This is a genomic window from Stenotrophomonas sp. Br8, from assembly GCF_014763005.1.
Taxonomy (GTDB): domain Bacteria; phylum Pseudomonadota; class Gammaproteobacteria; order Xanthomonadales; family Xanthomonadaceae; genus Stenotrophomonas; species Stenotrophomonas lactitubi.
The window spans coordinates 15,508-35,620 of the sequence record NZ_JACGTN010000008.1 but is presented as its reverse complement, the minus strand read 5'-3'; the positions used below and the strand labels follow the sequence as shown (position 1 = coordinate 35,620).

The following is a 20,113-nucleotide window of genomic DNA, read 5'->3' as shown; positions in this document are numbered from 1 at the left end:
TGATGTCCCCGGCACCCCCCACCTATCCACGCATGGCGTGGATCTACTGTCACCTGTGGGAGGTAGACTGCGGCCATGCGCTTCATTGAAACCTTCCAGCCCGGCCCCTTCGCCGACACCGTGGTCAGCCTGCTGGCGGCGTTCGTGCTCGGCACCCTGATCGGGGCCGAACGCCAATACCGGCAGCGCACCGCCGGCCTGCGTACCAACGTGCTGGTAGCCGTCGGCGCCGCCGCCTTCGTTGATCTGGGCATGCGTATCGCCGGCAGCGCCGAGGCCGTGCGGGTGATCTCGTACGTGGTCTCGGGCGTCGGCTTCCTCGGCGCCGGCGTGATCATGAAAGAAGGCATGAACGTGCGCGGCCTGAACACCGCCGCGACGCTGTGGTGCTCGGCGGCCGTGGGCAGCTGTACCGGTGCGGACATGCTGGCCGAAGGCGTGCTGCTGACCGTACTGATCATCGCTGGCAACACCCTGCTGCGGCCACTGGTCAACGCGATCAACCGCATCCCGATCAACGAAGCCGCCAGCGAAGCGACCTACGAAGTGCGGCTGAGCGTGGATGCCGACGCCGTGCCGCGCGTGCGCGAGCGTCTGGTGGATGCACTGGAAGCGGCACAGTACCCCGTTGGCGACGTACAGCTGGTCGAGCACGCCGATGCACCTACCGATGTGATCGCAGTCCTGGTCAGCACGGCGGTCAGCGCCGACGAGCTGGACGTGGTGCTGGCGCGGATGGAGCAGGTGCCGGGCGTGCTGCACGCCACGTGGGAAGTCAGCACCCGCGATTGAACGCGTGTCGGCAGTTCATCCACGCATGGGGTTGCTCTACTGCTCATGCACGCGCCAGGCGCTGCTGCGCACGCAGCAGTCTGCGGAACGAGGCGCAGCGCCGCGCATCCTCGGCGTGTGGACAGTCCGCAGCTCGCCGCAGCCGATCCTGCACCCGCTGCAGCTCGCGGATCTGCCGTTGCAGCGCATCGGCCTGGGCCAGCAATGCCGTGCGGTCCAATGCGAGCCCTGCCCCCTGCGGCATCGCCGCGCCGATCTGCTGCAGCGACAGACCTGCTGATTGCCCCAGGCCGATCAGCGCCAGCCGTTCCAGCACCTGTTCGTGGTACTGCCGGCGCAGGCCGCGCCGCCCCAGCACCTGCACCAGGCCCAGCTGCTCGTAGTAGCGCAGGGTCGAGGCCGGTACACCGCTGCGGCGCACCACCTCACCGATATCCAGTTCCCGCATCGTGCTTGACCTCAAGTGGGCTTCAAGCGCCACCATGGTCGCACTCTCCGCGCAAGGCAAGCCCATGGCCGATTCACTCCCGCTCGATCAGAACACGCTCTGGAACGGCCCCGCTGGCGAGAACTGGGTCGCGCAGCAGACCCTGCTGGACGGCCTGTTCCAACCGATGGCCGATGCGCTGCGCGACGAGCTGCCGGCTGCCGTCACGGAACTGCTGGACATCGGCTGTGGCACCGGCGCCAGCACGCTGACCGCCGCCACGATGCGTCCCGATGCGCATTGCACCGGCGTCGACATCTCCGCACCGATGCTCGCCCTCGCCCGCCAGCGTGCCGCCGCGATCGGGCGCGACATCGACTTCATCGTTGCCGACGCGCAGCGCCATGACTTCGCAGCAGCGCGCTACGACTGGATCCAGTCGCGGTTCGGGGTGATGTTCTTCGAGGACACGCAGGCCGCCTTCGCCAACCTGCACCGTGCCGCCCGAGCCGGCGCAGGCCTGCGTTTCATCGCCTGGCGCAGCGCGCAGGACAATCCGTTCATGACCGCCGCCGAACGCGCCCTTGCAGACCAGTTGGTGCTGCCAGCGCGAGCACCGGGTGCACCAGGACAGTTCGCCTTCGCCGATGGCGAGCGGGTGCGTCGGCTGCTGCAGAGTGCCGGATGGCAGGACGTGGACGTGTCGCCGCTGGACCTGACCTGTTTCCTCACCCGTGACGCGCTGGCCAGCTACGTCGGCCAGCTTGGGCCCGTGGGCCTGGCCCTGCGTGCGCTGCCGGCCGAACCCGCCGATGCGCTGCTGCAGCAGGCGCTGGCCGCGTTCGCACCGTTCATCGAAGGGGATCGCGTGCGGGTGGAGACCGCCTGCTGGATGATCCGCGCCCGCGCCTAGCAACAGAAAGGGGGACGGAGGGGATCAATTCGTTCATGCCCCGGCTGTGCGGGAAACGACTTGATCCCCTCCGTCCCCTCTTCTCTACAGCGCCTCGCCTGCATCGGCCAGCCGCGATTCGATGAGCGCGTACCACTGCTCGAGCATGTCGACCAGCATGTCCAGCTCGGCGTCGGCGCGCTGCGCGCGGCCGCTGCGCAGGCAGGCCTGCGCCTCCTGCAGCTGGGTGAGGAAGCCGGCAACGGTGTCGGCCTGCAGGATCAGGCCCGGCAGCCGGCGCCCGGGAATGCGCACGACCGCATGGTTGCCGAGCTGGCCGTACACGCTGAGAGTGGCTTCCGTCTTCATGGACAAGGGCAGGAATTGGGCATTCATCAGGTGCACCAGGGAAGAAACCTGCCCACCGGCAGGCGTGGAAAACGGGGGAGACGTTTCCACGTCCTGCCGGCAGAACAGGGGGGACTCGGGATGCCGGGGCGGACCCCGGCACGGGGATTCAATGCGCTCGGGCCACGCCGGCGATCTGCACCCGGCGGTTGGGCGCCAGGCAGGCGATCAGTTCGCGCCGGTTGCGTTGGTCGCACTGCACCAGCGGTTCCGCCGCGCCCCGACCTTCGGCACTGATGCTCGCCGCTGATACGCCGCCCTGTACCAGCGCCATGCGCACCGCCTCGGCACGCCGCTGCGACAGCGTCTGGTTGTAGGCAGCGCTGCCGATGCGGTCGGTGTAGCCGACCACCTGGATCGACTGCACCTGGCTGGCCTCACGCACCTGCGCCAGCACGCCCTGCACTGCCTGCTGGCCGGTGGCACTGAGCACCGCACTGTCGAAACCGAACAGCGCATCGGCAGCCAGTCGCAGCGGCTGCTCCGGCAAGGGCGCCGGCGGTGGCGGTGCAGGCGGACGCGGCGGGTCGAGTACGGCAGCGCACGATTCAGGCTTCCAGTAGCCGCCTTGGGCGATGCCCTTGTTGTCAAAGCGCACCTGGAACTGGCAGGTGAAGTATTCGGCGCCCTGTGCGGTGCGGAAGTTGAACAGGTAGTTCCACTCGCGCACGCCCCACATGCCTTCATTGAAATGCGGCGTACCCAGCAGCGAATAGAGCTGGCGCTTGCTCATGCCCGGCGCGAAGCGGCGAAGATCGGCGATATCGGGATAGATGCCTTCCTTCAGCGAGGCCTTGCTGGCCTCCGGGAAGGTGACGGCAGTGCTGCCGGCGGGACCGTCGGCGGCCGGTGCGTGGCTGCGGCAGGCAACCAGCAGCCCTGCAGCCAGGATCAGGCCCAGCGTGGCGGCGACGCGACCACTGCGAGCGATGCGATGCGGTTTCATGTCATTCCCCTGTAGACGTTGCGCTCTGCGCCGGGCCGCGAATGCGACCCGGCGCGGGCGATCACCACTGGATGCCGGCACCGACGGCCACACCGGCCTCGCCACGGCTGTTGGTGGAACCACTGAACTTGTAGATCCAGCGGCCGCCCTCGGAAACACCGGAGATGCCCAGGGCCACGCCGGATTCGCCGTTGTAGCTGCCGGCAGCGATCGAGGCCATGTTGCGGCCGGCTTCGCTGGGCTGCGGCAGCGACGCGGTTGCCATCGCCGAGGCGATACCGGCCGAGGCGCGGTTGTCGGTCTTGCGCAGGTCGCGTTCGAAGCCGCCCATGCGCTCATCGGTGTAGGCCTTGGACCAGTCCAGCGTCTGCGCCATGCCCGACTTCAGCTGGTCGACATTGACTGCGTCGGTACCGGCGGTGCCGGCGGCGACGTTGCGCACCGTGGTCGGGCCACTGCTGGTGCTGCCCAGGGTCACGCTGTTGTAGTTGGTGGCGCCGTTGGTGGTGGTGTCGTAGCGGATCGTGCCCTGCTGCGAAGCCTGCAGCTGACGCACGTTGACCGCATCCGTTGCCTGCGAGCCATCGGCCACGTTGACCACCTGGCGTTCGGCACCGGCTGCCCCCACCGACACCGTGTTGGCGCGGTTGGCGACCGAGCCTGCACCCAGCGCCACCGAGTTGTCGGCCTGTGCCTGCGAACCGTTGCCCAGTGCGGTCGAGTTCGCCCCGGCAGCGGTGGAGCCGGCACCGCCTGCGGCGGAGTTGGCACCGCTGGCGGACGGATCGGCCAGGTTGTTGCTGTTGTTGGCACGGAAGCTGCCGGCAACGTTGGTGATGTTCTGGATCTTCTGGTCGGTGTAGGACTTGGACTGATCGATGGCGTAGTTCACGCCGTTCTTCAGCTGGCCGACGTTGGTCGCGTCGTGGTCGTCTGAGCCATCGGCCACGTGGGTGACCTTGCGCTCGCTGCCGCTGCTGCCCACCGCCACTTCACCGGACGAGTTGCTGGCACCGGTCTGGCCATAGGCACCGGTATAGCCGGTCTGCGCGCCGACGCTGGCCACCGAGCCTGCACCCAGCGCAACACTGTTGCCTGCGCTGGCATTGGCGCCGTTGCCGACCGCCACGCTGCCCGCGCCCGCTGCACTGGCCTGCGGGCCGACCGCCAGTGCTTCGGCACCGGTGGCCGTCGCCGCTGCGGCAGTGGAGTTGACCGCCAGGTATGGGCTGCCGCCACCGTTGCTGATGCGCTGGTTGAGCACCCGCAGCGAGCCATCCACGGCGGAGAACGCCGCGGTGACGTTGCTGTAGTCGTTGCCGGTGATGGTGCCATCGGTGGCGATGGTGGAGATGTTGAAGGTCGGCGCGGTCCACAGGCCGGTGCTGCCGTTGTACACGGTGCTGCCACCGAAGTAGCTGGCCACGGTCTGGTGGGTGCTGAACAGCTGGTCGCCGGTGATGGCATCGCTGCTGCCCGCCAGGATGCTGCCGGCAGCCACGTTGGTGACTTTCACCGGTGCACCGCCGGTACCACTGAGGGTCACGGTATCGACCACGTTGCCACTCCCATCCACGTCGTACTTCACGGCGCGCTTGTCCAGGTCATCGGTCTGGTCTGCAACGTTGGCCAGCGAATTGCTGACCGCATCGAAGGCCGTGCCGACGTCGTTGTAACTGCCCTGGCTGACGGTGCCATTGGCGGCGACGTTGTTGAGCGTGTAGGTCGGTGCGGTCACCACGCCATTGGCATCCACCGCAGCGCCGCCGCCGAGGTGGGTGGCCACGGTCTGGTTGGCCGCGAACAGCTGCGCACCGTTGATCGCTTCGCTGCTGGCCGCGCTGATCTGGCCCGGGCCGAGGTTGCGCAGCGTGGTGGCCGTGCCGGACTGGCCGAGCGTGGCGCTGCCGTAGTTGACGCTGCCGTCGCCGTTGACGTCGTAGCGCAGCGCGCCCTCTTCCGAGGCCTGCAACTGGCCCAGGTTGACCGCGTCGGTGGTGGCGGTACCGGCGGCGACGTTGGTGACCTGGCGTTCGGCGCCTGCGGCACCGATCGACACGCTGTTGGCACGATCGGCCAGGCTACCGGCGCCGACGGCGATGGCGTTGGCTGCAGTTGCGCTGGCGCCGGCACCGACGGCGATCGATTCGGCGCCGCTGGCCACAGCTTCAGCACCGGTCGAATTCACCCGCAGGTACTTGGTGCCGGTGTTGCGGATGTCGTTGATCTGCGTGTTGAGGTTGACCAGCGAGCCGTCCACCGCATCGAAGGCGTCGGTGACGTTGTCATACAGCCCCGAGGCCACGGCGCCACCGGTGGAGATGGTGCTGATCTCGAACAGCGGTGCGGTGAACGTGCTGGTGAGCGGATCGAATGCTGCGCGTCCGCCAAAGAACTTCGCCATGGTGTCGTTGCTGGCGAACAGCTGCGCACCGTTGACCGCCTCGCTGCTGGTGGCGTTGACCGCGCCGGCGGCCAGGTTGCCGATGGTGGTGGTGCCGGTGCCATTGCCGAGGGTGACACGGCGGTAGTTGGGGTCGCCTGCACCATCCAGGTCATAGGTGACCGCCGCTGCGCCAACCGCATCGATCTGGCTGATGGCGCCCTTCAGCTGGGCCACGTTGACCGCATCTGTGTTGGCGCTGCCGGCCGCGAGGTTGGTGATCTGCCGCTCGCCACCACCGGCGGTGCCTACCGACACTTCACCGGCCGACACCTGTGCTGCGGTCAGGCCGTAGGCGCTGTAGCTGGCCTGGGCGCCACGAAGTGCGGCCGAGCGGTAACCCAGTGCCACCGAATTGGCCTGGTTGGAGGTGCTCTCCGCGCCGAGCAGGGTTTGCCCGTTGGCGGTGCCGCTGGCGCTGTCACCGACCACCACCGAGTGCCCCATGCGCGCCGCGTAGTCGGCGGTGGGAACGCCGGTCGGATCGGTCGGATCATTGGCGCCCGCACCGGGGAAGGCCACGCTGGCATCGACCTTCGGCAGCTCATGGCGGGCATTGGCGCCGATCACCACTTCTTTCGAACCGTTGGCATAAGCGCCATCGCCCATCAGCACCTGGTAGTCCTGCGCGGCGTTGACCGCCCAGCAGGAGATGTCGGCCAGGCCGATGTCCAGGCACTTGGCCGCCCAGGCCGGCGAATCCTTGGGCAGCAGCAGGCCCAGCAGGCCGCCGGGATTGCCGTTGTTGATGTTGTAGATGTAGCTGTCGGAGGTGACGCCACCGATCAGGGTCAGGTGCGAGCTGCCACCGGTGACCGCGCCGCCCAGTCCATTGAGCGTAGTGCCGACCGGCGTGGCATTGACCACCGGCAGGCCGAGCACGCTGACCGTGGAATAGGTCTGCATGACGTTGGCGGTGCTGAGCTTGAGGTTGCCGTTGGACAGGTAGCCGGTGCCGCCGAACAGGCTGGCGGTGGTCGGGCCGAGCAGTTCGGTGACACCACCCACCAGGCCACCAGTGCCGATCACCAGGCCCGCATTCGGGTCGGCGGCTGCGGGCGCCTTCGGGCTGGTCGGCGGGATGGCCGACGGCGAGGTCAGGCCGAGGCTGCCCAGGGTGTTGCCGACCAGACCGCCGACGGCGCCGGTCAGGTTGCCGACAGTGCCGTTGAGATCGCCGTTGAGCAGGCTGCCGACAGCGCTGCCAACGCCGTTCAGCGCAGTGCCGACACCGTTGAGCAGGCCGCCCAGGCCCAGCGCGCTGTTCTGTGCGGCGACGGTTGCGGTGCCGGCCAGCTTGAGGTTGCGATCAGCGACGAGTTCTTCGCCGTCCTTGCCCTGCACGCGCACCTTGCCCGCTACGCCGGCATCGAACGCGGCGGTGATCGCGCGGTCATCGGTGTCGCCCGGCAACTCTTCCTTGGCCGGCAGTGTGACCGCGGCGGTGGCACCGGCCTGGCCTTGTCCTTCGATATGGTTGCCGGCCACGCCCAGCTGCGAATCGACCTTGCCGTCGACGGCCGCCTTCAGCCCGGACGGCGTTGCAGTCACGGCGGTGGCAACCTGGGTGCCGGCATCGACGCTGGCAATCGGCGTACCGGCGATACCGACGTTGGCCTTTGCTGCCGCATTGGCAGACAGGCCCAACGGTGCCTGCGCGGCCGGTGCGACGTTCGCGGCAAGCGCTGCATCGACACGGGCGGAGGCTGCGTTGCCGACGCCGATGTTGGCGCGCACGTCGGCGCCGAGCGCCGGTGCGGTCACCTGGCGCGGCGTGGCGCCGGCGGCCAGCTTGACCTGCACGGTGGCCGGCAGGACGTCGCGCACCACCGGCAGCGAGGTCGTGCTCAGCTGCAGGCCGACGCGTGCGTTCGCACTGATCGCCGGGTTTGCCTGGGCCTGTCGTGCGGCCGCTGCCAGCGCCACCTCGGCATCGACCTTCACCGGCATCGGCTGGGTGTACTTGGCTGCCAATGCCTGCAGATCGCGCAGCGATTGGCTGGACTCTGTTGCCGCCGCAGGCCCGCTGGCCAGCACGCACAGCAGTGCCAGGGCTAGGGTGCTGGGCACCAGAAGGCTGGCACGGCGGTCGCGCGGTGCGGTACCACCGCTATCGCCGGTGGCCAGTTCCGAGGCCACAACCAGAGCATTGAGCTGGCGGTTCCATACACGCCGGTAGATGCGGTTCATGAGCATTTCCCCCGTAGGCGGACAACTTGAATGTCAGTGGACTTGCCGTTAGGCAGGTGACTGACATTTCGCGCCTTTCAGCGAGGGCTGAGCACTTCATTCCGGCAGGGCAATCGCGCATTCCGGCAAATCCACGGCCGGATTCGGCAGCCGCATATGCAAAACCGGCAGGGAGGGCTGGCCGGGCTGCGCCCGGCACCCGCAGAGGCCACGTCAAAGGCAACAGCAACGGCAAAAGCTGGGTTCCTGGGGGATGGCGGGGTGGGTCCGGCTGCGGGGGACGCTGCAAGTACGTCCATGTAAGCTCGGTCGCGCCATCCATGGCGCTCACGCCCCCGCAACCGGACCCACCCCGCCTTCGACAGTTTCCTGCACGCGTTGTAGTAGAGCCGGGCCATGCCCGGCTGAGGGGAAAGTCGGATCACCATTTTTCATTTAGATCGAAATAATCAATCAGAATCGAAGATTCACTCACGCTTTCGAATGCGCGATGGCCAATCCCACCGCCCTCGGGAAACTGTCAGGGGTGGGGCGGTGTGGGCTTGCAGGACCGTTGGCGCCATGGATGGCGCCATCGAGCCCCCATGGATGGGTTTACGGCGTGTCCTGCAAGCCCACACCGCCCCGCCAGCCCACAGAAGACCCAGAGCCGGCTGTTGCTTTGGCTTTAGGCGTTGGCTTTAGGATTTGGCGGGTGCCGGGCGGCAGCCCGGCCGATGCCTTCAGGCGGGTTGGCCTAGCTGTGCGGGCGCGCGCATCAGGGTGTCGCGTGGCAGTTCGCCAAATACCTTGCGGTAGTTGTCGGCAAAGCGCGACAGGTCCCACAGCCCGCAACTGAGCGCGATGGCCTTGACCGAGCGCCGGTTGGAATCGGCCATCGACAGGCTGCGGCAGGCCGCGCACAGCCGCAGCATCGACAGGTAGCGATTCGGCGAGGTGCCGAACAGATCCTCGAACGCATAGCGCAGGCCGCGTTCGCTGACGCCGGCGGCGTCGCAGATTTCATTCATGTAGATATTGCGCCGCAGGTTGAGGCGCATGAAGTTCTCCGCCCGCTGCGCGATCAGGTAATGCGTGCGGCGGGCGCGACTGCAGCTGGGCCGGTCGGCTGGGCCTGCACCGAGCAGCGCCTGGATATGCTCATGCAGCAGGCGCTCGGTTTCTTCCGGCTGCAGCGCACCGCCCTGCCCCAGCTGTGCATGCAGCTGCTGGTAATGGCGTACCAGAGGCATTGCATCATCGCCGAGGTTGAACAACGAAAGTGCCTGCCCCGCCGGTGGCGTGCTGCGCAGGCTCAATTCGGTCAGCTTGCGCTGCACGCGCGCGACCGGCACCAGCATCAGCGTCATCTGCGTGCCGGGGCTGAGCGTGAACTCACTGATGCCTTCGGGCATCACGGCCAAAGCCATTCCCGGCGTCAGCGGCACGCCATGGCACCAGCTCAGTGCATCGTCGGTGGTGTGCAGGTAACCGAGCATCGCCCAGTCGGGGGGCAGCATGAATCGGCCGCGACAATGGAAGCCGCAGGTGATGCTGCAGAACAGGGCTTCCTCGTGAACGCGCGAAGCGAATGCCGCGCGCGGACCATTGCCATCAAGCAGCAACAGCTCCACATCGCACACGCGGAGCACGCCGCTCAGCGTGGCCAGGTCGATCGACCTGAGATCGCCGTCGTCGTTGTCTTCCACCCCACCATCGACCATGACAGTGTCGTCCCCCGTTTGGTCTGCTGCACGACCCCGCCCCCACTGCCTGACAGGGCGCACGCCGTTTCCAAGAGCATCGTCCGTTGCCGTGATGGTCGCTGCGTAGAACGCGCGTCCATCCATGAAAATGCAAAACCTTGAATGCGAGTATGCCCGATAATCCGCGGCCGTAAACAGGATGTTTCAAGGCTGACGGATTATCGGCTGCGTGAAGAAATTGTGTTTGCGATTGGCATGGTTTTCGCATGCGCGCAGATCGACCTCACATTATCTGCACGAGCATGAATCGTTTTGCGCAGGAACGGATTTACGTCACAGATCGTGATCGGAATATTCAGGAATTCAACGAATCTGCCGAATTTGCATATAGGTTCCGGTTGCAGGGAACCGCCATTCAGGCAAAGTCGAATACACGGTGATCGGGCACGCAGATAGCGGCCACACCCAGGGGGACAGCATGACCATGCACGTACGACATACCGTTTCGACCACCGGCCTGGTGCCGTGCGGTCGCGGTTGCGCGGCCGCTGCCCTGCCTGGGAATGATCACCCTGCTTGAGCACAGCGGGATTGCCCGCCGTGCCTCCTCCGCCAGGATGGCAGAGGCCTACGGACGGTCCCGGCGGAGCCGGGCCACCGCCCATGCAGGTTTCCTGCAGCAACTGACAGGTAGAGGGAGACAACCGTCATGAACGCATCGATCCGCAAGTTCCTGAAAGAAGAAGATGGCGTGACCGCGCTCGAATACGGGCTGCTGGCCGCCGTGATCGCCGGCATCCTGATCGTGGTGGGCAGAACCCAGATCACCGCATTCTTCACCACGTTGTTCACCCGCCTGCAGGCCATCGCCACCGACGCCACCACCACCTAGCCGTCGCGCGGGGTGCAGCACCTGCGGTCGCTTCGATGGCGACCGCGGTGGCCGATGAAGGGGTCTGCAACTGTCCAATGACGGACGAAGAGGGTGTGCGATGACACTGCTGGGATTGCTGGCCATGGGAGTGTGCCTGCGGATCGCGATCAGCGATCTGTACGCCCGCCGCGTGCCCAACACCTGGCTGCTGGCCGCGTGCGCGATCGCCGTGCCACTGATCATCGCCGAACAGTTCAATGCAACGCGCACGACCTGGGCGCCACACCTGCTGGGCGCGGCACTTGGCCTGCTGGCTCTGCTGCCGTTCTACGCGGTGCGCTGGATGGGCGCCGGCGATGTGAAGTTCTTCGCCGTGCTCGGCCTGCTGCTGGGCTGGAAGGCATTGCTGCCGGTATGGGTGCTTGCCAGCCTGGCCGCAGGCGCCCACGCCATGCTGGTGATCGTCGGACGGCAGTTGGCCGGTCACCTGCCGCTGCGCCTGCAGATGCAGGTAAATCGCGCCAGCACGCACTGGAATGGGCACCCTGCACTGCGCGAACTGCACGCTGCGCGCGCGGGGCGCCAGGGCATTCCTTACGCGGCCTATCTGGCCTTCGCTGCGATTGGCTGGGTATTGGCAACCACTTATGGAGGCGTGGCATGAAAGCGTTCGCACGTCGCCGCCAACGCGGCGTGGCCAGCATCGAATTCGCACTGATGCTGCTTCTCGGCCTGGTGCCGCTGTTGCTGTTCACCTTTTCCGGCGTGCTGATCATGGCCGCGCAGCAGACCCTGGCCACGGCCTCGGCCGAGGGCGCGCGCGCTTCGCTGCGCTATGGCAGCGCCGGCGAGCGGCGCACCGCAGCCTGCCTGGCGGCCCGCCGCTCCATGCAATGGCTGTTGCAGTTTTCCAGGCAGAACCCCGACTGCAGCGCTGGCGGCGCCGGTGCCATCGTGGTCTCGCCGCAGGCGCCCTGCGCCGGCCTGGCGACGGTGCAATGCATGACCGTGACCGTGAGCTACGACTATAACGCCCACCCCTTCCTGCCCGGCACCGCCACGCTCTATGGCTGGGTGATGGGCGCCCCCATTCGCAGCGTCGCGGTCGCCCAGCTGGACCTTGGCAGCAACTGACGATCGGTACAGGAGACGTTCTTCATGCTCAAGTTGACCCGCATCGCCGCCATCGCCCTGATTGCACTCGCGGTGCTGCTCGCCGTGGTCGCCTTCGTGATCGGCCGCAAGCCGGCGGCCTCGGCGGACAATCCGAGCACGATCGTAAAGGCCGATGCGCAGACCTTCAGTGTCGTTGAAGCCACCGCGCGGCTACCCGCCGGCGAGCCGATCAGCGCCAATGGCGTGCGGCTGACACAACGCACCGCAGAAGTGCCGGGGGCGGTGGCCGACCTGGCAGCGGTGGTCGGCAAGGTGCCGGTACAGGACATCAGCGAGGGCAGCGCGATTGGCGCCAGCCTGCTCGCGCAGGGCTTCTCGCTGCAGCTGCGGCCGGGTGAACGGGCACTGGCGGTGCCGGTCGATGAGCTGGTCGCGGCAGGCAACCGCATCCTGCCCGGCGATTTCGTCGACGTGTTCCTCAACCTGCGCAGCGCCGCTACCAGCTACAACGGCCAGCAGGACATCGCACAGACGCGGTTGCTGCTGTCACGCCTGCGCGTGCTCAGCTACGGCCAGCAGGACATCGCGGCAGCGCACACGAGCAGCCAGGGCGAGGCACCGGCCACGGCGCACAACGACTCACGCGCGGCCGATATCACCAATGGTTCCAGCAGCACTCACAGCAACGGAAGCGGCAGCGATGCCACGCAGCCGGCACGCACCGCGGTGCTGGCGGTACCGGTGGCCGACGCCAACCGCCTGCTGCTCGGCGCGCAGCAGGGCAAGCTGTTCCTCGCCCTGCGCAATCCCGCCGATACCGGTCTGCCGGACCTGGCGCTGTTCCCGCAGGCGCGCGGCGTGCTGGACCCGGTGCTTGGCCTGGACAACGAACAGCAGCAGGCTTTGCAGCGACCGGAGAACAACGCCTATGCCGGCCTGGATGGCGACGCACTGGCTGGCCGCAGCAGCAGCGTGCAGCGCAACGCCCACGAAACGCCGACGCGCGCACCGGTGCAGCGTCGCTCGACACCGCGACCGGCGGGCATCGAAATCATCCGCGGCGACACCGCCGCCCCCCGTGGCTCCCTTTGACCCATGCCGAGAGCACACATGACTGAACGTCGCTACTGCCTACGCCCCACTGTCCGCCAGCGCTGGCTGGCCCTGCTGCTGGTGCTGCTGGCACCGGGTGCGAGCGTGGCTGCCGACGATCTGCTGCTGCAGACCCGCGAACAACGGCCATGGACGCTGCCGGCCGACCTGGAACGGGTTGCCATCGCCGACCCCGGCGTGGCTGACATCGTGATGCTGCGCGGCGCGCGCCAGGCACTGCTGGTCGGCAAAGCACCGGGCACCACCACCCTGCTGCTGTGGCACCGCAAGCAGAGCGAACCGCAGCGTGTGCAGGTGCGCGTGCAGAGTGCCGTGCAAGGCGCTGCCGATACCGGTTCCAGCGGGCTGGTGTTCACCCAACAGGACCATCAAGGGCTCCTGCAGGGAAGCAGCGACAGCGTGCTGGCGCACATGCAGGAGCAGAAGACCGCAGTGATGGCGCTGGGCAAGGACGGCACCCTGGCCGACGCCTCCACCATCAGCAGCGGCGGCGTGGTGCAGGTCGAGGTCAAGGTGGTCGAATTCAACAAGACGGCGCTGAAGCAGATCGGCATCAACTTCCAGAACCGCAACGGCGGCTTCGCCTATGGATTCGCCCGACCGGGTGGGCAGCTGCCAGGCAACACCGGCATCCTCCCGGGCATGAAGGAAGGCGAGTCCAGCAACGAAAGCGAATCGCCGATCTCCTCGGCGTTCCGGCTGGTGTTTGGTTCGACCAAGGGCCTGTGGAACGCGGACGTCGACCTGCTGCAGGCCAACGGCATGGCGCGCGTGCTGGCCGAGCCGACCCTCGTTGCGTTGTCCGGGCAGAGCGCCAGCTTCCTGGCCGGTGGCGAACTGCCGATCCTGGAGCCGCAGGGGCTCGGCACGACCACGGTCACCTACAAGCCGTTCGGCATCGGCCTGACCGTCACCCCCACCGTGCTCTCACCGAACCGCATTGCGTTGAAGGTCGCGCCGGAAGCCAGCGACCTGGACTACACCAATTCGATCGCGCTGAACGGCGTGCAGATCCCTTCGATCACCACCCGCCGCGCAGATACCACTGTCGAGCTTGGCGATGGCGAGAGCTTCGTCATCGGCGGCCTGGTCAGTTCCACCGTGGCGTCGACGGTCAACAAGATTCCCCTGCTCGGTGACCTGCCGATCATCGGTACGTTCTTCCGCAACTTCGACTACAAGCGCCAGGACAAGGAACTGGTGATCATCGTCACGCCGCGGTTGGTACAGCCGATTGCCCGCAATACCGAACTGCCGCTGCCCGGCGATCGCGAGGCCAAGCCGAACATGCCCGAATGGGGCGCGTGGCTGCTTGGCCCGATCAGCCGCGACCCGGTGCCCGGTTTCTCGCGCTGACCCACATGACGTCCCCGGTACCACGCCCATGCCCTACGCCACTGCCCTGCCGCTGCACCCGCAAGGACCACCGATGAATCTGGTCCTGTACGGGATCGACCGTGAACTGCTGCCGCGCCTGGCTGCCAAGCTGCCGCCGGCCACGGCATTGCATTGGCAGGACAGCGGCGAGCCGACCTCGGCACAGGACCTGCAGCGTGGCCCGCAGAACCTGGTTCTGCTCGACTTCCGCCCGGAGCATGCGTCGGCATCGACGGTGCTTGCCCAGCAGCTGCAGCAGACCCAGCCCGACTTGACCCTGGTGGCGGTGGGCGCCACCAGCGCCGGTCAGGTTGAAGGTGTGGTGATGGCACTGCGCGCCGGCCTGCGCGATGTGCTGGACCTGGACAGTGACAACACCGGCATCGAGGCCGCCCTGCGTCGCGCCCTGTCACCGCGGCCCGCCGCAAGCGCACAGCAGGCGCACAAGGCGCGGCTGATCGTGCTGCTGGGCGTGCGCGCCGGCGTCGGCACCAGCACCCTGGCTGCACATCTGTCGGTGCTCGCACAACAGACCCATACCCTGGCCCAGGGCGATGCAGCGGTGCAGGACGGGCTGCTGATGGAGCTGGCGCAGCCGGCCGGCGACCTCGCCCTGTACCTCAACCTGGACAGCCGCTTCCACTACGAAGATGCGCTGCGCAATGCCAGCCGCATCGATGCCACCCTGGCGCGCACCGCGATGGCCCGGCATCCCAGCGGCCTGGTCCTGCTTGATCGCGCCAGTGGCAGCGACGCGCTGCCGCCGTCCGACCCTGGCGCGCTGCTGCAGCGCCTGCGCAGCGTGTTCGCCAGCGTGCTGTGCGATGCCGGCGGCTGTCCGCTACGGCAGTTGCCACCGCTGCTGCTGGACCAGGCTGATGAAATCTGGCTGGTGGCCGATGCATCGATCGCCACGCTGGTGTCGCTGGACCACGCCCTGAAGCACCTTTCCGGCCAGCGCGATCGCGAGAAGCGGCTGCAGCTGCTGATCAACCGCCACGACGACAACAGTGGCATGAGCCCCGAACAGATCGCGCGCCGCTTCGAGCTGCCGCTGCTGGCCACCCTGCCCGAGCGGCCACGGGTACGCACGGCTGCCAGCCATGGTCATCTGCTGCTGCAGGATGCGCCGCGCGACCCGTACCTGCGTGCCCTCGCCCCGCTGGTGCAACGCCTGGATCCGGCTGCCTGCCCGGTCCAGGCGCATGGCCTGCGGGAAAGACTTGCCCTTGCCCTGGGTGGATCGCAATGGAAGACAAAGTGACCCCGTTCCCGCACGTTGTCGCCCGCAACTCGGTGCCGGAACATGCACCGGGCAGCCTGCCGTTCGCACAGACCGAGCAGTACCAGAAGGTGCTGTCGGCCGCGCACGAGCACCTGCTCAACAGCATCGAAGACGAGCGCATCGACATCGATTCCTGGGCCCCTGACACCATCGCCCGCTGGGTGGAGGTGCAGACGGTCAGTTTCATCCAGGAATGGCGCATCCCCATCAACGAAGAAGAAATGCAGGTGGTGGCCGAAGGCCTGGTCAAGGAGCTGACCGGGTTCGGCCCGCTCGATGACCTGCTGCATGACCCCACCATCGAAGACATCCTGATCAATGGCTTCAAGGATGTGCATGTGTCCCAGGGCGGGCAGCTCAAACGCGCGCCACAGCGCTTCACCGACGACACGCACCTGCTGCGCATCCTGCGCCGCATCATCGCCCCGCTCGGCCGCCGCCTGGATGATTCCAATCCGATGGTCGATGCGCGCCTGCCCAATGGCGGTCGCCTCAACGCGATCATCTCGCCGTTGGCGGTGGACGGGCCGATGGTGTCCATCCGCAAGTTCCGCAAGGACCCCTTCACCCCCGACGAGCTGCTGGCCAAGGGCACCTTCGATGCACCGATGCAGGCGCTGCTGAAGGCGATGGTGCTGGGCCGCTGCAACATCCTGGTCTCCGGCGGCACCAGCTCGGGCAAGACCTCGCTGCTCAATGCGCTGGCCAGCTATGTGCCGGCCAACGAACGCGTCATCACCGTGGAAGACACCGCAGAGCTCTCGCTCAACCACCCGCATGTGGTGCGCCTGGAAAGCCGCATCGGTGGCGCCGAGGGCCAGGGCGCGGTCAGCATCCGCGACCTGGTGCGCAACAGCCTGCGCATGCGCCCCGACCGCATCGTGGTAGGCGAGGTGCGTGGCGCCGAGGTGCTGGAGATGCTGCAGGCAATGAACACCGGCCATGACGGATCGATGGCCACCATCCACGCCAACTCGCCGCGCGACTGCCTGTACCGCATCGAGATGCTGGCCGGTTTCGCCGGCTTCCAGGGCAGCGAGGACAGCCTGCGGCGTCAGATCGCCAGTGCCATCGACTTCATCGTGCAGATCTCGCGCCTGGGCAGCGGCCGCCGCGTGCTGGTGTCGATCACCGAAATCACCGGTGTCAGCGACAACCTGATCACCACCCAGGAGATGTTCCGCCACGAAGTGCAGATCGATGGCAGCGGCAAGGAAACCGACCGTTGGATCGGCCTCGGCTTCCAACCGCATTCGCACAAGCTGGAGCCGTTCCGGCAGTTGCTGCGCGAATCCCTCTACGGAGACTTCTGAGCATGAGTACCGGCCTGCTGCTGGGTGTGCTGAGCATCGTGTCGGTGCTGCTGGCGCTGGCCGTGTGGTTGTGGGGCACCGCCAGCACCCGCGAACAGCGCCAGGCGTCCCTGCAGCATGCCGAGCAGCAGCTGGCGCGCGGCACCGGCCCTGGCGCCAGCACCGCCAACGACGCGGCACGGCAGGCACCGCTGCCTGCGCCGGGTCGCCGTACCCTGCCCTGGGACGGACAGCTGCAACGTGCCGGCCTGACGCCGGGCTGGAAGCTGCCACTGCTGATGCTGCTGCCGGGCATCGCCCTGTCCGCATTCGCGGTGCTGCGCCTGGGTACTGCCTGGATGTTCCCGCTCACCCTGCTGCTGTACCTGCTGGGCTGCTGGCTGTGGCTGATTCGCCGCACCGGCAAGCTGCAGGCGCAGCTGCTGCACCAGCTTCCGGACTTCCTCGACAACCTGGTACGCCTGACCGCACTCGGCAACAGCCTGCAGGCCGCCTTCCAGGTCGCCTCGATGCAGACCAACGCACCACTGCGTGGCCTGCTCGACACCACCGTGCGCTATGCCCGTGGCGGCATGGACCTGGACCGCGCGCTCAACCTCGCTGCACAGCCCTACCGCATGGACGTGCTGAAGGTACTGGCGGTGGTGATGGGCGTGAGCGTGCGCATCGGTGGCCGTGCCGACCAGATCCTGCAGCGCATGGGCGACTTCATGCGTGACCTGGAACAGGCCCAGCAGGAGCTGGCCGCGACCACGTCTGAAACCCGCATGTCGGCCTGGGTACTGGGCCTGCTGCCACCGGCCAGCGCGGTGTTGATGGCGATCTCCAGCCCCGAGTTCTTCCAGCCGGTGCTGCACGATCCGCTGGGCCACAAGATCCTGTTGATCGCCCTGTGCATGGAACTGACCGGCGCCTTCCTGCTGTACCGCCTGGCCAAATCGCTATGAACATCCCCGTCCACACAGGAGGCATCCAATGAGCGCCAGCATCTGGTTCGTGGCCGCCCTGCTGGTGCTGGCTGCCGGTGTGGCCCTGCTGGGGCTTGGCAGCTGGGTACGCGGCCATCGCGAGGACCGCAGCGCGGCAACATTGAAAACGGCGCTGCGTCCACGCGAAAGCGATGAGGCCGGTACCGATGCGCGCAAGGATTCACTCGGCTGGCTGGAGCAGTTCGGTCGCGGACTGAGCGGCGGCCGCCTGGAAACGGCCCTGCTGGCCGGTGAAGATCGCCTGCTGCTGGACCTGGCTGGCTGGAACACCCGCCGCGGCACCGCCATCTACCTGGGCCTGCGCCTGCTGCTGGCGGTGCTGGTGCTGGGTATTGCGTTGGCGATCAGCGATGCCACGGGACTGTCCAGGATAATGGTGGTGATCGGCGCGCTGGCCGCCGGCCTGCTGCTGCCGAAGTTCGCGCTCAGTGCGTGGGTCAAGCGGCGGCGGCGTGCCGTGAACAATGAACTACCGCTGTTGATCGACCTGCTGCGGCTGCTGCAGGGCGTGGGCTTCAGCATGGATCAGAGCCTGCAGACACTGGGTGACAAGCTGCGCGACGCACTGCCGGTACTGGGCGGGGAAATCCAGGAAGCAAATGTCTCCTACACCCACGGACGCACGCGCGCGCAGTCCCTGCGGCGGCTGAGCGATGTATACGGCGACGACGACCTGTCCAGCCTCGTGCAGTTGATCCTGCAGGTGCACGCGCATGGCGGTGCCGTGCAGGAACCGCTGCGCCAGTTCAGCATCCGCCTGCGCGAGCAGCGCCGCAACGCGTTGAAGGAAAAGGTCGGCAAGCTCTCGGTGAAGATGACCGTGGTGATGATGCTGACGCTGCTGCCGGCACTGATGCTGGTGCTGGCCGGACCGGCGCTGGTCGCGCTGGCCACTACCTTGTCGAAAATGGGATGACCTTCATGCCTGTCCTGCGCCCCGCCTGCCTGTTGCTTGCCCTGGTTGCCGCCGCTGCCGGCTGCAGCTCCAGCACGCCGAAATACCTGCGCGCGCCGAGCCTGGCCGAGCCGACGCCGGCCCCGCAGGACAGTCGCAACGCCTATCTGGAACTGATCCAGCGCATGCAGCTGCAGGGCGCCTGGTACGCCTCGCTGGCGCACGTGGATGCCTTCCGTCAGCGCTACGGCGATACCCCGGCACTGCGCCTGCTGCAGGCTGATGCGCTGCGCCAGACCGGCCAGATCGATGCGGCGCTGGCGTTGTACCGCGAACTCGGCAACGGCCCACAGGCCGCGGCCGCCGCGCATGGCATCGGCCTGATCGCCGCCCTCCGTGATGATGACGACGGCGGCGAGCAGGCACTCGCACGTGCCACCCAGCTGAATCCCCTGAACACCGATTACCTGGGCGACCTCGGCTATGCACGGCTGCGCGCCGGTCGCTTCGAACAGGCGCGCGAGCCGCTGGCCAAGGCGCTGGAACTGTCGCCGGGCAACGCCAAAGCCACCGCCAACCTGGCCTTGTGGGCGCTGCTGCGTGGCGACACGGCCACCGTCGAACGACTGGCCCAGCAGGCCAGCTTCAGCGAGGAAACGCGCCGCAGCGTCGAGCAGCAGGCATTGCAGATCCGTACGCGGCTGCAGCAACGGCAGGCAGCCGCCACTGCTGCGGCGGCAGCGACGCGACCGGTCGCTTCGGTAACCGCCAGCGCACCCGCCGCAGGCCCGCGCCTGGCCGCCGAACCCCGCCGCGATGGCCGGGACCAACGCGACCCGTCACGACTGCCACCCTCGATGCTGGAACGCTTCGGCACCACCGACCATCCCAACGGGAACACGCCATGACCTCGACGCCGCTGATCCGCTGCCTGTTGCCGATGCTTGCCGGCTTGTCTTTCGCTGCGGTTGTGCAGGCGCAGACGCCGCAGCAACCGTTGACCGGGCAGATGCTGGGCGGCGCTGCGCCCGCGCCGACCGCCGCGCCTCTGCACAGCGAGCCGTTGGCCACCGTGGACGTATCGCAGGAACAGGCTCCACCGCCTCCGCCAGCCCCTGCAGCTGCAGCTGCACCCGATTTCGGCGGCACGCAGTTGCGGCCCAACACCTCGCAGATCGGCGACACCACCCGCAGCCTGTTCCGCCTGCAGGCCTCCGGCGAGGTAGCCGGCGCCCGCCTGCCGATCCTCGGCGACCAGGCCACATCCAGCTACGCGCGTTACCTGAAGAGCTTCCAGTACGACATCCCGCAATTCTTCGAAACCGACGTCGCCAAGTCCGCAGGATCCTCCCGATCCGGACGCTGAGG

The 20,113-nt window shown here is 67.4% G+C and carries 18 protein-coding genes; 13 read left to right on the top strand and 5 right to left on the bottom strand.

Annotated features, from left to right (window positions below):
* Positions 1-75 precede the first annotated feature (75 nt).
* Complete coding sequence (locus tag H3005_RS08290) at positions 76-792, top strand: MgtC/SapB family protein (protein ID WP_025878554.1); 717 nt, start codon at positions 76-78, stop codon at positions 790-792.
* 43 nt (positions 793-835) lie between these two features.
* Here the strand turns inward: H3005_RS08290 and H3005_RS08285 are convergent, their stop codons facing one another.
* Positions 836-1,240, bottom strand: a complete 405-nt coding sequence (locus H3005_RS08285; protein WP_191077907.1) for a MerR family transcriptional regulator — start codon at positions 1,238-1,240, stop codon at positions 836-838.
* A 64-nt stretch (positions 1,241-1,304) separates the two neighbouring features.
* On the opposite strand from H3005_RS08285, the gene H3005_RS08280 reads away from it, so the two are divergent.
* Positions 1,305-2,132 carry a class I SAM-dependent methyltransferase gene (locus H3005_RS08280; protein WP_191077906.1) on the top strand — a complete coding sequence of 276 codons (828 nt, stop codon included), beginning with the start codon at positions 1,305-1,307 and terminating at the stop codon, positions 2,130-2,132.
* 84 nt (positions 2,133-2,216) lie between these two features.
* Here H3005_RS08280 and H3005_RS08275 read toward each other — a convergent pair whose 3' ends face one another.
* From H3005_RS08275 to H3005_RS08260, 4 genes are all read right to left on the bottom strand, one after another.
* Positions 2,217-2,507, bottom strand: coding sequence for a hypothetical protein (locus H3005_RS08275; protein ID WP_170929478.1), 291 nt, complete (start codon positions 2,505-2,507; stop codon positions 2,217-2,219).
* A 121-nt stretch (positions 2,508-2,628) separates the two neighbouring features.
* Positions 2,629-3,465: an OmpA family protein gene (locus H3005_RS08270; protein WP_191077905.1), complete on the bottom strand. Its 837-nt coding sequence runs from the start codon at positions 3,463-3,465 to the stop codon at positions 2,629-2,631.
* Positions 3,466-3,526: 61 nt separating this feature from the next.
* Positions 3,527-8,098, bottom strand: a complete 4,572-nt coding sequence (locus H3005_RS08265; RefSeq protein WP_191077904.1) for a YadA-like family protein — start codon at positions 8,096-8,098, stop codon at positions 3,527-3,529.
* Positions 8,099-8,820: 722 nt separating this feature from the next.
* Positions 8,821-9,801, bottom strand: coding sequence for a helix-turn-helix domain-containing protein (locus H3005_RS08260; RefSeq protein WP_100552753.1), 981 nt, complete (start codon positions 9,799-9,801; stop codon positions 8,821-8,823).
* 691 nt (positions 9,802-10,492) lie between these two features.
* Between H3005_RS08260 and H3005_RS08255 the strand changes: the two genes are divergently transcribed.
* The 11 genes from H3005_RS08255 to H3005_RS08205 all read left to right on the top strand — a co-directional run bounded on the left by H3005_RS08255 (position 10,493) and on the right by H3005_RS08205 (position 20,111).
* Positions 10,493-10,675 carry a Flp family type IVb pilin gene (locus H3005_RS08255; protein ID WP_025878547.1) on the top strand — a complete coding sequence of 61 codons (183 nt, stop codon included), beginning with the start codon at positions 10,493-10,495 and terminating at the stop codon, positions 10,673-10,675.
* Positions 10,676-10,775: 100 nt separating this feature from the next.
* A complete protein-coding gene (locus H3005_RS08250) occupies positions 10,776-11,321 on the top strand; it encodes a prepilin peptidase (RefSeq protein WP_191077903.1) in 546 nt (181 codons plus the stop codon).
* Positions 11,318-11,791 carry a TadE/TadG family type IV pilus assembly protein gene (locus tag H3005_RS08245; RefSeq protein WP_089235916.1) on the top strand — a complete coding sequence of 158 codons (474 nt, stop codon included), beginning with the start codon at positions 11,318-11,320 and terminating at the stop codon, positions 11,789-11,791. The genes H3005_RS08250 and H3005_RS08245 overlap by 4 nt, the downstream gene beginning before the upstream one ends.
* A gap of 24 nt (positions 11,792-11,815) precedes the next feature.
* Positions 11,816-12,865, top strand: a complete 1,050-nt coding sequence (gene cpaB, locus H3005_RS08240) for a Flp pilus assembly protein CpaB (protein WP_191077902.1) — start codon at positions 11,816-11,818, stop codon at positions 12,863-12,865.
* 18 nt (positions 12,866-12,883) lie between these two features.
* A complete protein-coding gene (locus H3005_RS08235) occupies positions 12,884-14,242 on the top strand; it encodes a type II and III secretion system protein family protein (protein ID WP_191077901.1) in 1,359 nt (452 codons plus the stop codon).
* A gap of 28 nt (positions 14,243-14,270) precedes the next feature.
* Entirely contained in the window at positions 14,271-15,527 is a 1,257-nt protein-coding gene (locus H3005_RS08230) for a fimbrial protein (protein ID WP_191077900.1), read from the top strand.
* Complete coding sequence (locus H3005_RS08225) at positions 15,512-16,861, top strand: CpaF family protein (RefSeq protein ID WP_089235920.1); 1,350 nt, start codon at positions 15,512-15,514, stop codon at positions 16,859-16,861. Before H3005_RS08230 ends, H3005_RS08225 begins: the two co-directional genes overlap by 16 nt.
* Before the next feature lie 2 nt (positions 16,862-16,863).
* A complete protein-coding gene (locus H3005_RS08220; RefSeq protein ID WP_191077899.1) occupies positions 16,864-17,808 on the top strand; it encodes a type II secretion system F family protein in 945 nt (314 codons plus the stop codon).
* A 28-nt stretch (positions 17,809-17,836) separates the two neighbouring features.
* Positions 17,837-18,766, top strand: coding sequence for a type II secretion system F family protein (locus H3005_RS08215; RefSeq protein ID WP_100552758.1), 930 nt, complete (start codon positions 17,837-17,839; stop codon positions 18,764-18,766).
* A 5-nt stretch (positions 18,767-18,771) separates the two neighbouring features.
* On the top strand, positions 18,772-19,653 hold the full coding sequence (locus tag H3005_RS08210; protein ID WP_191077898.1) for a tetratricopeptide repeat protein: 882 nt from the start codon (positions 18,772-18,774) through the stop codon (positions 19,651-19,653).
* Positions 19,650-20,111 (top strand): DUF3613 domain-containing protein, encoded by a 462-nt coding sequence (locus H3005_RS08205; RefSeq protein ID WP_100552759.1) that lies wholly within the window; start codon positions 19,650-19,652, stop codon positions 20,109-20,111. The genes H3005_RS08210 and H3005_RS08205 overlap by 4 nt, the downstream gene beginning before the upstream one ends.
* The last annotated feature ends 2 nt before the right edge of the window (positions 20,112-20,113 follow it).